Raw genomic sequence first — 12,860 nt, forward strand, 5'->3', positions numbered from 1 at the left:
ATGAGGTGAACTCCCGACTACAATTTACTCTCGTCTCTTCTGGTATACATTAGTACGTTTGCCAAATATTCAGTAGATTGAAGAATATTCAGTGATCTGCTGAATATAATGGTACCCCTTATGGGGTTTGAAAAAAAGTGAGTCTGGAAGAGGAGGTGTAATCAGATGATGGTAAATTCTTCTGATATTTCCCGGTAATACGAAAAGAGACGATCACCCCATGCAAGGGCCGGACTGTCAGTGGCGATGAGGTCGCTTGAGATATCGTACTTGAAATCATCATTCCTGCACAGCCCGAATGAGAGGGTTGCATTGGTCACCGTCAACCCGATATAAAGAGGCATGGGCGCCACATATACCCTGAAGTGATTATAGCCTTCAATCTCTTTGATCTTACTCAGAAACGGTTCTTTCCTGAGTTCTTCAGCGATCTCTGAGTTCACCACCATCTCCACATGTACTCCTTCCTTCACCTTCGTAATGAGGGCATCTGCATGGTTGTGGCTCATGAAAGAGGAGACGACAGATATCCGTTCGGCATCTGCAATCATCTCGAAAAAACACTCAAGGACGGAAAAAATATCGGTATTGCTGGTTTCGACAATCGTGGAATTATAGAGGTCGCCGATGTCACGCAGGAACGGGGCAGGAAGTACTTCAAGATAATGTGTGGACCAGAATTTTGGATTTTTACTGAAAAGGTATCCTGCTCTGATATGATCCTGTACCTGTGATGAAATGACCTTTCCCTGAGGGGTCAGATAATAGGCGTCGTCACGGTAGTGAATATAGTGTACTCCCTCCAGAAACCGAATCTTTGGAAGGAGTGTCTGTGAAGTAGTGTCGGTCACATCACGAAGTTTTGCGAGAGTTTTGCCTCCCTCACTCAATGAGATCATGATCTGCAAAAGCAGCCGTGACCTGAACAGCTTCTGGATGCCATCCTGGTATGTATTGAAAATCTCAAGCGTGTCCATGGTATGCCTTATTAATAATCATTATTTTTACATATATACTGATATACTTTAATTTTGAAGCCAAAAGCTCTGTATTTGTTGCCATAATTGGAAAAAATTGGCAAATTGGTCTGAAAATATTTGCCGGTTCTCGCCGGTTGTTCTCTTGCATGAGGATGCCCTTTGACCATTCCCATGCCATATTTATATGAGAATTCTCTTCCGCACAAGAGGGGCTTTCGGTACCATCGGTTCAGCAGGAGAAATGGGGTGGCGGGGAGGGTTCGAAGATACTATTTACTGTTCGATTTATTCCCTCCCGCCGTAATCAGGAAGAACTCTTACCCCCTCCCCGTCCCGCTGTATGTGGGCGTTCAGGTCAGAGAGATTTTGGTAAATGCGGCAGAAGGATGTTTCCGGAAGCGACACGGTAGCATTTTTGGACATTGCGATGTGGCGTTCATACACCGTCTGCGGCATCCGTATCAGGACAACAGATTTCCCGGTATCAAGGTCTGTTTCCAAGTACCAGTTCTCATACTCATCGGATTTCATGAACCGGGAGCTCAGGTTCAGCCGTGAGAGGGGGATTTCAACAATACCCGTCGGGGTATCCTGACCCGGTGCACTTAGTGTTGATTCTGCGAGGATGATGGTGATCATTTCGGATTCCGGGATAGGAGTTGCAGGAGATGCATTTGCCCAGTACTCCGGTGGTATGTGATGTTCGGACGGGTCCGGTGATTCCGGCTCCCCCAGAGGAAATCCCGTCATCACCGCCAGCGCGAGGAGCACTATGATGAGGACTGCAATCAGGACAATACAATATTTCAACAGAGCCATTGTATTCATTTTCAGCATTTTTCATCTACCATTTTCATCTGCTTTTCCCCGGTCCCGTGCACAGGGATCTCTCCTTTGTGGGGATGATCGGTATTCCGGTGCTGATCATATGGAATTATATAATGTGTGGCATATATGTCATTATATGAGTGATGGAATGCTGTATCGGGGGGGCTTTGTTGTACTGGCAATCATCTGCTGTGTCATGGCGGTCGGTTGCGTTGATGATGGTACTATTTCTCCGGATGGAATGCCGTCGGAGAAATTTCTGGAACCGGTGAATGAAAGTCAGGAATATTATGACACTTTAGTCCTGTCAGACCCGGATAACGCCGAAGCGTGGTTTTACCGGGGTCTGTATTACAATGATAATTGCGATCAATATTATTCCAATCAATATGAGGAAGCGCTTATTAGCTGCAATAAAGCAATCGAGCTTGAGCCGGAATATGGTCCGGCCTGGTATCTCAAGGGAATTATCCTGATGAATATGAACAGGCACTGCGAGTCGCTCCCGTGTTTCGAAAATGCCACAATATATGACCCCGAACTGGCACTCGATGCGCACAACTGGTATGTCTACAATGAGAAAATCTGCTCACAATAATTGGATATCTTCTTTTTAACAGCTACTCCCGCACCCGGTAACCGGCTGCCGTGAGATGACGGATGACGGCCCGATCCCATTCACTGTCACTCAGTCCTTTCAGTGTTGGTTTCATCTGTTCCCAGAGATCTTTGAGTTCGTCGTTGTCCGCAAGGAAAGTTCGCTGATACAGCACGCGACCGGCCCGTTTGCCATTCGAATCAGAAATGAGCAGGCGCCAGCAGCAGTAATCGCGGCAGATGTCCGGGCGGGTGAGGTGCACCGTGCACCACGCCTTCCCTTCGGTGTCAAACCGGAGAAACGGGCATGCGTCCGGCAGTCCCGCAAGACTGCTCCGGTCTTCATAGAGGGCATATTTGTCCACATCAACCCGGACTTCCTTCACGTCCCCGGAATAGTAGTTATAGACAACAAAGGTGTAGTCGCCACGGTCCTCTGTGATTACATGAACGAGTCGCATGTTACTGCAGCAGTTGCCGCACTGACAACACTCACAGGCGATGGCGACATTCCCCCTGAAGAGCGGGCGGTTCGTGCACGGTCATAATCATTATCTGAATGGTTTCTCACCCGTCATGATAAGATACGTGCTTCTGTTTCCTGCGTTTTGGATATTTCCCCGTATTTGGCATCGCTAGTGATCATCGGGCCGGGAGATGGAGGTATTTCCCATTCCTTTGCACAAAACCTTAATATCAATCTGCACCTGTATGGAATTCTCGTTGACTGGTTGGTATTCTCTGAACACGTTCGGGAGATCGTAAATCTTCTATCGGGAACGCTATCATGCACGTAATAACCAAATCGGAAAAAACATTCTTGGTTCTCGTTTTATTGATGTTTATTGGAAAAGCTGTCTGGACATATATGGGGGTGGACCATCCTATTGTGCAAAACTGGACCGGAACATGGTCTGCTCTCACCTTTGCAGCTGTTTTTGGATTCATTGCGATAAAACTTACGGAAAAAACCGGTTTTCCCGGAATCTGGGACGAAAAAATCTCTAATAATGAGCGGTTTTTGTATCCGGTCCTGCTGGGTCTTGGGTTTGCTCTGGTAGAGATTCTAGTCGGTCTGGCAATGAACCTGCCCAATATCCATGTGGCCTTTCCGCTTTCCATTCCCGTGTATCTCAGCGGTGGGATCTTCCTTGAAATACTGTATCATCTTATCCCGGTGGTTTTTCTGATCTGGTTAGTCTCAGATATCCTCCTGAAAGGAAAATACCAGACTGAGGTTTTTGTCGTGGTTGCCATTCTCGCAAGTCTGTGGGAACCGGTTATGCAGATTACCGGCATGTATCAGATGGGAATGCTTCCGGGCATGGGGTTTGCAGCCGGTCTCTTCATCTTCATATTTGCAGGAAACCTGATTCCCATTACTCTTTTCCGGAAATACGGATTTCTGGCCCCGGTGATCTGGAGACTTACGGATTATAGTCTGTGGCACGTAATCTGGCCGATGATCTATTACTGACCCTTTCATTTTATGGGATGAAAATGGGCACAAAGGAATTTTTCTGAAGGGAGAGCTATGCGCTGAGGCCTACCGTACCCCGACAAAGATGGCATACAATCCACGGTGGTACGGGCACTGGATTTGGGTGAAGCCCGCTTCCTCAATCATTTCCCTGAATCCCTCCGCCGTGGGGATTCTGGCCCGTGTATCGTCCCAAGACAGACGTTGCCGCTGGATCTCGTCCGGGCCGAGACCGGCATCCTGCATGAACGTCACCCAGCGGGCCAGCTCTCGCTGTTCCTCTTCTGCGTTTGGGGGTCTCACCACGCATCCCGTGATGCAGACACCGCCGGGGCGAAGCACATCGTATGCCCGCCTGAGCAATACCCGCCGCTCATCGGATTCAAGGGCAATGAGGCAGAAGGTGCTCATTATAGCGTCATACGGGCCGTCGGGCCACGGATCCCTGATATCCCCCTGCGTCAGGGTGACGTCACAGAGCTCCGGTTTCTGCCGGGCGGCTGCGAGCATTGCTTCCGAATTGTCGACGCAGGTGACGGCTGTATCCGGGTGTGTTCGTCGTATCCGTGCGGTGAGAAGGCCGGTGCCGCAGCCGAGTTCGAGCACCCTCGCACTGTGCTCCGGGAGAGCGTCTGTTACGGCTCTATAGAAGTGTTCCATGTCGGGGATGGTTTTGGTGGCGATATCGTCGTACTCCGCTGCCAGCTTTTTAAGGTCCCACTTCGTGTATGCCCCTTCTCCATTGTTCCTCTTCATGCTTTTGTTCCCTTCTGTATCCCTTCGTAGTAATCTTTGCGATATGGAGATATTTCTGTTGTGTTACAAATGGTTACTCTGTCAGAATTCTCAAGTATGCAGGCCCGTTGGGATCTTCAACAGTTGTATGTGCCCGTTTAATCTGTATGACTGGGTGGATTATTTGATTTGTTTATGTGCGGGAACGACTGGTTTAGTAATTGCGTCTGTATACGAATATGGGTGCCCCGCCAACAGATGATCCATCAATCCCGTTGACGGCGATGGGTGTCTGATGAGGCATCGGGGGGCAAAATGGACGTATTTTCTCTTCATCATTGCGACCGAAAAAATATGGTTATACTGGCCTTTATTTGCTTAAATTACGGATTTTTGCAGATTATTATGGGGGTCCTATTCGCAGATATTTTGAGAGGATGTATGGGTTATCCCGGGGTGAGATCGCCCCTCTCCGGCCGTCTGTGTGGACGTGTTTTCCGGGGTGCGGGTCTGTTTAAGGCGGTATTTATGCGTTACCTTACCCGAAGACCGGTATTTCGACTCAAATGTAGGGGGGCAGGCACTGGTCATTCCACGATAATGTCAGAATTTTCCAGTAATCCCAGTACACCGGGATAGGAAAACTTTGCCTTCTGCAATCTGTTTGTCGCAGGGTCAATAGCATAATTCGCTGATGTTGTGAAATCCGCACCTCTCAGGTTGTTCTGGCTAAAAACGGTATGGAGAAGATCACAGTTCTGAAACACTGCTCCCTGCAAATCGGAATCTGTTATATTGGCTTCGTGAAGATAACAATCTTCAAAGGTAGTGTTCTGTAAGGCATTTTTATAAAATACGGCATAGTCCATACGGCAGTTTTTGAAGTTCACGGCAAAAAGGAATGCATTGCAGTAGCCAAAATCAACGCCTGTCAGTTTGCAGGTGATGAAATCGACATTTTTCAGACTGGTATTTTTGAGATTTGCGGAGCTCATGTTGCAGGAATGAAACCGGCAGTCCATGAAATCATTCTGTGACAGATTGCTGTTTGAGAAATTACCGTCATTGAATGTACATGACTCAAATTCCATGCCGCAGAATTCAATATCTGAATAATCCAGTTTTTCAAAAATTTGGTCATAGTATGATTGTTCATTCATGAAATCGTCTCATCGCATCCAGAGGATAACACGTAATTTCATTGGATTATTTCTCTATTTGAATCCTTTCCATTCATGGCAATGGACTGTCGTTCAGGAACCCGGCTTATAACCAGCCACTATATAGGATCAGACGACGCATAGGCGGTAATGGACATTTCATTTATTTTTACCATGCATGAAGGACTTCCCCGCCAGGGGCCGGGAAACAACGAATGCACGAGGAAAGCGTTTTCTATGCTGAACAATCTTCCGGACCAGCCGAAGATTTTGGATATTGGGTGTGGGGCAGGGATGCAGACGATTGAGCTGGCACGTATATGCCCGGACGGGCACGTTACGGCAGTCGACATCCACCAGCCGTACCTGGACGATCTTGCCCGGAAAGCGGCAGCGGCCGGGGTCGGAGACCGGATTACAATGCTACAGGCGTCCATGGACGACCTGCCGTTTGAGGATGCGTCATTCGACATCATCTGGGCGGAGAGCTCTATCTTCATCGTCGGGTTCGGGGAAGGGTTGAAGTCGTGGAAGCGCCTTCTCCGGCCGGGTGGCTACCTCTGCGTCACTGAAGCGGTTTGGTTCACCGATCTGCCCTCGCCGGAGGCGGTGGCGTTCTGGGACGATTGCTACCCGGCGATAACATCGGTTTCGGAGAATGGTGCGATCGCTGAGGGCGCCGGCTATGACGTCATCACAACCTTCCCGCTCCCCGGGTCCGTGTGGTGGGACAACTACTATACGCCGCTCCTCGAACGACTGCCCGACCTGAAGGCGTCGGCTGCCGGCGATCCTGATAAGGAAGCGCTGGTCGCGTTCTCGGAGCGGGAGATCGCGATGCACCGGGAGCACGGAGACGAGTATGGCTACCATTTTTTCATTCTGCGGAGGAGGTGATCGGTCAGGGGGATTCCGCTTGCTCTTGGGTGGGAACGTCGGGTAAAGATGCTGGAGAATGCATTTTTTCCACCTCCGTCTGCACACTCGGGAAAATGCCGTGTGTACAAAAATGTATGATTTTTGTAACCCCGGTCCTGTTCAAACAGAAGAGTGAGAGGTGAGGAGATCCCTGGTCTATCGTTCGCGAGAGACTGGATTCTCCGAATCGCTCAGGGAAGAAGTAGAAAGAGGACCCATACCTACCGGCCAACGGGATCGGCTGAGCATGGTATTGGTATTCCATTTTCTCCTACGGAATTTTCGTAACTGTTATCATTCCTGGTACGGTATCTTTCAGTGGTCCACTATGAAACCCGGGAACGCCTTCACAATAACGATCACTCTCCTGATCACAATTCTTTTTGTCATTTCTGCAGGATGCACTGCGCCTGTTCAGCAATCTCCGGCTTCACCTGCCGTCACTGCGGCTGATACACCTGCACCTGCAGCTGACTGCCCTTCGCTCATATTTACCGATCAGGAATTTGCGTTCCAATTTCTGAGGACAATTGGCGCCTCGTATGCGGGAGAGGCCGATATCGGTGAGTGCCTCGCTACTGCGTCCCGAATCGAGGAGGGAAACTTTGAGAGTTGGTACAGCGAATGGAACAGGACCGCGGACACCTTCAGGACGGCGGGTGATGAGAGCCTCGCAGCCGGGCACCGGGTTTCCGCAATGGAGGCATACTACCGGGCCGCAACGTATTACCGCACGGCTGAGTTCTTCCTGCATGGCAATCCCGCCGATCCCCGCATCGTTGAGACATGGGGAAAGGGTCGTGAAACGTTCCGGGATGCACTCGCACTCGATGTCGTCCCGTATGAGATTGTAGATATCCCGTACGGGAATACCACATTGCCTGGGTATTTCTATATGGTCGATAATTCCGGCACACCGCGGTCGCTCCTTATCGTCCAGACCGGCTTTGACGGGTGCCAGGAAGAACTCCATCCATATGCAATGGAAGGAGTAAAACGCGGATACAACGTCCTGACATTCGAGGGGCCGGGTCAGGGCGAAGTGATACGGGTCCAGCATCTGCCGTTCCGTCCTGATTGGGAGAACGTGATCGAACCGGTTGTGGACTATGCGGTGAGCCGGCCCGACGTCGACGAAGACCGGATTGCACTTTGGGGAATCTCCCTCGGGGGCTACCTCGCCCCCCGCGGTGCTGCATATGATCCCCGGATTGCGGCACTCGTCGCGGACCCGGGTACCTACGACGTTGGACAGAATCTTCTTCGGAACCTGCAGGAAGGCGGGGGAGTGCCCGCGAACATGACGGAAGAAGACCTGCATGAATGGCTGCTGACGGATCCGGTTGAGTTCAACGATGCCCTCAGAGAAGCTATGGCGGAGAATACCGGCACCCGCTGGATGAACGAGAACGGGATGTTCGTCTTCAATGCCAGCTCGCCGGCGCTGTTCTGGGCAAAATGGATGGAATTTTCCCTCGACGGCATTGCCGAAAAGATACAATGCCCCACACTGGTCTGCGACGGTGCGACAGATCACCTTGACCCGGACGGGATGCAGGCAAAGGGACTCTACGACCACCTCACCTGTGAGCGGGAATTCATGGAATTCTCCGACGAGTACGGTGCCGGGTCGCACTGCCAGTTTGGGGCGTTCGGGCAGTCGTTTGCTGAGAAGTTTGACTGGCTTGATGATGCGATGGGGATGAAGGGATAAGGAAACTGGGACGGGGCCGTCTGGCCCACGCTCCCTGAAATTCCTGTTATGCGGTTGCCTGCTTAGAGACCGGAGGAAAGTGTAGTGGATTATGAATATTCTTACGAAGGTGAATCATAGGAATACCTGCGCATGTCATTTAAAAAAATCCCGTCTCATTCTTCTTCACCCAGCATTTTCATAAAAGTCCGTATTGTGTACACAAGCTGCGGCACCTGCATCACCACTCCGGTAATCTGGTTCTGATTTTTTCCGACAAAAAACCCTGTAGATTCATCTATTATCAATGTAATCTTTGATTCATGGGTATCAGAGACATTTTTTTCCATGGAGGCTACTTTCTCCATCATAGAGCACATCTTTTCTGAAAATTCCGTCACCCGCAAATTTGTTCCTGCAAAATCAGCCTTGTTTTTTGCATATATTTCAATGTGTACCCGTTTTTTGAGTTTCGTTAACTCAGGCATTATCCATCCGAAAAGGGAATAATCCTCGACAAAAATAATAATCTCTTTGTCTGCTCCCTGAATGAGTGTCTTAATTCTGTTTTTAATGCCCCATTCGGAGTGTATTGCCCATATGGGCGAAGGCGGTCTTGAATTGAGATGAAGATTTGAAAGGTATTCTATTGACTCGTTTATTGAGTTGTTCATCTCTGTCTTTAGTTTGTTGAGTAGTGCACCGGGATTTTCGGCATAGAAGTATGAAGGGTTTCCGTTCTGAACCTCTATGAAATTTTTGTCTGAAAGACTTCTTAACACCGAATAAATTCTTCCCTGCGGAACACCGCTGTGTTCGTGGATTTCACGTGCGGTCGCCATTCCGAAACCAACAAGTGAAATATATACTTTTGCCTCGTATTCGGTAAATCCAAGTTTTTTCAGGGTCTCTAATACTGTTTCAAACATTTACAACTCCAAGAGTTTCAATGAAATTATTCGGTCTACTTTCAATATATAATGTGGGCATCAGGAAGGAATTCAGAGATTATTATCCTGTATTGTCTCACAGTGGTAATCCGCCATGATGATCTCATTCCTGTTTGCTGTGAGGTGAATGCCGTGAGAAATTTCGTAATGATATGTGAGTATTGCTGAGTAAATTATCAGGCTAAAAGGAATTAAAATAAAATTATGTTCCTCCCTTAGGGAAGAGAAGGAAATACGCTGTGATATATCGTAAAATACCCGTATCTCTTTTTTAGACTGTTAAATACAATACAGCATACAATAATTCGCGGCAATACCTGTTTTATCACTAAAACACTCTAATTCTCAATTTTTTCTGATAAAAACTCCGGGAGTTGTACATTCATTATTATCTGCCATATTGATACTCTAATGAAGTCCAAAGAAAGAAATCTGCTGTTTCAGACACGGAATTTATTTGAGAGATGAATTATGTCGTTGAATAGGTATCCTGCTGCATGTCGGGTTCGAAAAAATCAGATCCTTTCTGCGGATGATAAAGAGCACACGCTTTGATGTAATGGAGGCTTGGCAATGAAAACAGAAATGAACGCCTCTGGCATTCATCTTCACAAAGATGAAAACAATCCGGAGACCGGAGGTATATGGGAGGATGCAGGGTTTTGCCCTCCACAGTGTTACCTTCAGCTTACTGAATTTCTTCATATCACGTTCTTGCATGAAGGGTGTATTCCTGAATACTATTTGCATGAGATAATTGAGATGATACGTTCACCATGCAATAACGGCGGATTTGTTGTTCATGACCGAAAGCGGATGTTGTGTTTTGCAGAAAGTCTGGGAATTGATGTTTTATCAGGCGATGAAGACCGTATTGCCGCAGGAATTACGGCAAGCATAATCTCGGATTATCTGCCGCCTGATGGGATTTCATCTGCCACAGAAAAAATGATATTTTTCAATAAAAACGGATTGGCACGAGAACAGTCCACTTTAAAGGTCTGAAGATAAGAAGCCGGAACAGATTCGGTTCAGACCGGAGGATGATTATTTTGAAATCAATATTTGAATTTATAGCAGAATCGATAAATAAGCGACCTTATGTTGTTGCAGGCCTGATAATCACCGTTTTGCTGCTGGGAATATACGGCGCCACAATGACCGTCATGGAGACGGGAACGAAAACGTATCTTAATACCGACAAGCCGGTGGGTTCCCTTCTGATTCATTACACTGATGTATTCGGATCAGATACTGTTGTGTTGATAGTAGAAGGAGAGGATGTTACCAGTCCTGATGTATTGCATTATCTTGATAATCTTGAAAAGGATCTCAGCGATGAACGATATGTCACCGGTGCAACAGGTCTTGTAGACCTGATAAAATTATCCAACAACGGAGTTATACCACGAAGCAGGGCAGAAATCGATGCCGTTCTGGATACGCTGTCCCCTGATTATCTGGAGGCTCTTCTTCCATCAAAGATGATGACCCTTATAAGCATTCCTCTTGAAGCGGGATTATCTGATGCGTCAAAAGAGGGTATTGTTTCAAATGTAGACAGTCTCATTGCATTCTCGTCTCCTCCGGCAGGGATTACGGTGACTCCGACAGGAAGCCCTGCGTTTTCTGTTGAGATGCAGGAGGATATGCAGAGCAGTATGGGAACCCTCATCGCCCTTGCACTGATTTTTATGGTTATTGCGATGTGTCTCCTGTTTGGTCATGTGAGATACCGGCTTCTCCCTGTTTTTATCGTATTCTGTGGAATTATCTCCACATTCGGGGTAATGGGATTTGCAGGAATACCGATCACCTCCATTGTCATTGCAGCGTTTCCGGTTTTAATTGGTATCGGGGTGGATTATGCAATTCAGTTCCAGTCAAGATTTGATGAAGAGATAAACAAATCTCCAATGAAGGAGGCTGTTTTTGCGACTATTACCAGTTCAGGTCCTGCAATCTTTTTTGCAATGCTTGCAACTGCCCTTGGATTTGTTGCATTAACTTTTATTGCACCGTCACCAATGATTTCAGGTTTCGGAACAACATGCATTATCGGTATAGTATGTTGTTACATCTCGGCCATGATTGTTATCCCGACCTTTGCAACAATTGTAAAATACAAACCCAAAAAAGGCGGGTCAAATCCTCTTGATCAGGCAGAGTCCTGCCAGCTTGACTGGAAGGGATGCGATCATGATCCTGAGGTAAAACCCGGCACAAAAGGCTCTTTTATGGAGAAATATGATGTTGCAATAGGAAATCTTGCAGGAAGAATTGCACGGAACCCGGTCCCTGTCCTCGTGATTCTTCTGATGGTCGCTGTTGTCGGAATTCAGCTTGATGAAACGATTATCATCGATACCGATGAGGATGCGATGGTGCCGCAGAATATGCCTGCGATGATATCGATGAATAAGCTGAGCAGTGTCATCGGTTCAACAAACACCATTACCGCGTTCATCCGGTCAGATTCAATACTGGACCCTGATACGTTGCGCTGGGTGGATGATTTTGGCGAATATGAGCTTTCCAAACAGGATGATCTTACCGGCGTCACAAGTATTGCAACATATCTGAGACTTTACAACAACGGAATTCTCCCGACAGAGGCAGCTGAGATCGAAAGAGTCTGGAATAGTATTCCCGAGAGTACACGGGATAATTATGTAAATGGAAATCTCGAGACGGTGATGCAGTTCTCATTGCGGGATATCTCAATTCCTGCAGCACAGGAACTGATCACGTATATGCAGGATGATTTGGAATGGTATACCCCGGATGCCGGCATGGATGTTGCATATACCGGTCAGATGGTGATGTTTGGTAACCTTATCGATGGAATCGAGGAGACCAAGAATCCGATGACAATCGTTGGATTTGTGCTCATTCTTGTGCTGTTGCTGTTATTGTACAGGAAATTCACCGCGGTCACGCCGCTTGTTCCGATTATCATGATTGTAGGCTGGAATGGTATCATCATGTATTCATTGGGTCTTACCTACTCGCTTCTTACCGCATGTCTTGGTGCAATGACAATTGGTGTTGCATCAGAGTACACGATTGTTATGATGGAGAGATACCTGGAGGAAAAAGAGAAGGGGCTGGACACAATCACAGCGATTCAGACATCTGTACAGAAGATAGGGGCAGCCGTTTCTGTTTCCGGTCTTGCAACAGTGTGCGGGTTCTCTGCACTTACGCTTTCAACCTCGCCGATTATCCAGAACTTTGGAATCGTTACGGTCATTGCTGTTGGGTTCTCGATTCTGGGTGCAATTATTGTCATGCCTGCCGCAATCTCGGTATTTGAGTCGATAAATGACTTTATAGAAGATAAAAAACGCCATTATGCAGGCGGATATCAAAAAAATAAATAGAAATTGTCAGGATATGCAGCAAAATGTTCTGAATGAAGAACAATACAAAATATTATTTTTTCAAGGAAATTTATTTAGTCGGCGCTGAAATCCGGTTTTATCATGTTTTAGGAATGTATGAAAATTGTGATACACG

At 47.4% G+C, this 12,860-nt stretch carries 12 protein-coding genes; 6 read left to right on the forward strand and 6 right to left on the reverse strand.

All coding sequences use genetic code 11. From position 1 onward, the window contains the following. Nucleotides 1-161: 161 nt before the first annotated feature. Nucleotides 162-977 carry a helix-turn-helix transcriptional regulator gene (locus OU421_RS11770; RefSeq protein WP_268186296.1) on the reverse strand — a complete coding sequence of 272 codons (816 nt, stop codon included), beginning with the start codon at nt 975-977 and terminating at the stop codon, nt 162-164. 288 nt (nt 978-1,265) lie between these two features. After that, nucleotides 1,266-1,808: a hypothetical protein gene (locus OU421_RS11775; RefSeq protein WP_268186297.1), complete on the reverse strand. Its 543-nt coding sequence runs from the start codon at nt 1,806-1,808 to the stop codon at nt 1,266-1,268. A gap of 136 nt (nt 1,809-1,944) precedes the next feature. On the opposite strand from OU421_RS11775, the gene OU421_RS11780 reads away from it, so the two are divergent. Further along, nucleotides 1,945-2,406, forward strand: coding sequence for a tetratricopeptide repeat protein (locus tag OU421_RS11780; protein WP_268186298.1), 462 nt, complete (start codon nt 1,945-1,947; stop codon nt 2,404-2,406). Between the two features lie 22 nt (nt 2,407-2,428). Here the strand turns inward: OU421_RS11780 and OU421_RS11785 are convergent, their stop codons facing one another. Next, nucleotides 2,429-2,866: a YkgJ family cysteine cluster protein gene (locus OU421_RS11785; RefSeq protein ID WP_268186299.1), complete on the reverse strand. Its 438-nt coding sequence runs from the start codon at nt 2,864-2,866 to the stop codon at nt 2,429-2,431. 377 nt (nt 2,867-3,243) lie between these two features. Here OU421_RS11785 and OU421_RS11790 point away from each other — a divergent pair, with 377 nt between their 5' ends. Continuing rightward, nucleotides 3,244-3,882 (forward strand): hypothetical protein, encoded by a 639-nt coding sequence (locus tag OU421_RS11790; protein ID WP_268186300.1) that lies wholly within the window; start codon nt 3,244-3,246, stop codon nt 3,880-3,882. A gap of 69 nt (nt 3,883-3,951) precedes the next feature. Here the strand turns inward: OU421_RS11790 and OU421_RS11795 are convergent, their stop codons facing one another. Then, on the reverse strand, nt 3,952-4,641 hold the full coding sequence (locus tag OU421_RS11795) for a class I SAM-dependent methyltransferase (protein WP_268186301.1): 690 nt from the start codon (nt 4,639-4,641) through the stop codon (nt 3,952-3,954). Nucleotides 4,642-5,207: 566 nt separating this feature from the next. Beyond that, a complete protein-coding gene (locus OU421_RS11800) occupies nt 5,208-5,780 on the reverse strand; it encodes a pentapeptide repeat-containing protein (RefSeq protein ID WP_268186302.1) in 573 nt (190 codons plus the stop codon). A gap of 150 nt (nt 5,781-5,930) precedes the next feature. On the opposite strand from OU421_RS11800, the gene OU421_RS11805 reads away from it, so the two are divergent. Both OU421_RS11805 and OU421_RS11810 read left to right on the forward strand, forming a co-directional pair. After that, the gene (locus OU421_RS11805) at nt 5,931-6,677 is read left to right on the forward strand and encodes a class I SAM-dependent methyltransferase (protein WP_268186303.1); all 747 of its coding nucleotides are present in this window, start codon (nt 5,931-5,933) and stop codon (nt 6,675-6,677) included. Between the two features lie 349 nt (nt 6,678-7,026). Beyond that, nucleotides 7,027-8,412, forward strand: coding sequence for an alpha/beta hydrolase (locus OU421_RS11810; protein ID WP_268186304.1), 1,386 nt, complete (start codon nt 7,027-7,029; stop codon nt 8,410-8,412). A gap of 155 nt (nt 8,413-8,567) precedes the next feature. Here OU421_RS11810 and OU421_RS11815 read toward each other — a convergent pair whose 3' ends face one another. Beyond that, entirely contained in the window at nt 8,568-9,320 is a 753-nt protein-coding gene (locus OU421_RS11815) for a TrmB family transcriptional regulator (RefSeq protein ID WP_268186305.1), read from the reverse strand. A gap of 594 nt (nt 9,321-9,914) precedes the next feature. Here OU421_RS11815 and OU421_RS11820 point away from each other — a divergent pair. Together OU421_RS11820 and OU421_RS11825 are read left to right on the forward strand one after the other, a co-directional pair. Continuing rightward, on the forward strand, nt 9,915-10,346 hold the full coding sequence (locus OU421_RS11820; RefSeq protein ID WP_268186306.1) for a hypothetical protein: 432 nt from the start codon (nt 9,915-9,917) through the stop codon (nt 10,344-10,346). Nucleotides 10,347-10,384: 38 nt separating this feature from the next. Then, nucleotides 10,385-12,724, forward strand: coding sequence for an efflux RND transporter permease subunit (locus tag OU421_RS11825; RefSeq protein WP_268186307.1), 2,340 nt, complete (start codon nt 10,385-10,387; stop codon nt 12,722-12,724). Nucleotides 12,725-12,860 lie beyond the last annotated feature (136 nt).

The organism is Methanogenium organophilum, assembly GCF_026684035.1.
Taxonomy (GTDB): Archaea; Halobacteriota; Methanomicrobia; order Methanomicrobiales; family Methanomicrobiaceae; genus Methanogenium; species Methanogenium organophilum.

Coding starts and splice junctions, on each gene's coding strand:
- OU421_RS11770 (WP_268186296.1), bottom strand. CDS start 977: ATGGACACGCTTGAGATTTTCAATACATACCAGGATGGCATCCAGAAG.
- OU421_RS11775 (WP_268186297.1), bottom strand. CDS start 1,808: ATGAATACAATGGCTCTGTTGAAATATTGTATTGTCCTGATTGCAGTC.
- OU421_RS11780 (WP_268186298.1), top strand. CDS start 1,945: ATGAGTGATGGAATGCTGTATCGGGGGGGCTTTGTTGTACTGGCAATC.
- OU421_RS11785 (WP_268186299.1), bottom strand. CDS start 2,866: ATGCGACTCGTTCATGTAATCACAGAGGACCGTGGCGACTACACCTTT.
- OU421_RS11790 (WP_268186300.1), top strand. CDS start 3,244: ATGTTTATTGGAAAAGCTGTCTGGACATATATGGGGGTGGACCATCCT.
- OU421_RS11795 (WP_268186301.1), bottom strand. CDS start 4,641: ATGAAGAGGAACAATGGAGAAGGGGCATACACGAAGTGGGACCTTAAA.
- OU421_RS11800 (WP_268186302.1), bottom strand. CDS start 5,780: ATGAATGAACAATCATACTATGACCAAATTTTTGAAAAACTGGATTAT.
- OU421_RS11805 (WP_268186303.1), top strand. CDS start 5,931: ATGGACATTTCATTTATTTTTACCATGCATGAAGGACTTCCCCGCCAG.
- OU421_RS11810 (WP_268186304.1), top strand. CDS start 7,027: ATGAAACCCGGGAACGCCTTCACAATAACGATCACTCTCCTGATCACA.
- OU421_RS11815 (WP_268186305.1), bottom strand. CDS start 9,320: ATGTTTGAAACAGTATTAGAGACCCTGAAAAAACTTGGATTTACCGAA.
- OU421_RS11820 (WP_268186306.1), top strand. CDS start 9,915: ATGAAAACAGAAATGAACGCCTCTGGCATTCATCTTCACAAAGATGAA.
- OU421_RS11825 (WP_268186307.1), top strand. CDS start 10,385: ATGATTATTTTGAAATCAATATTTGAATTTATAGCAGAATCGATAAAT.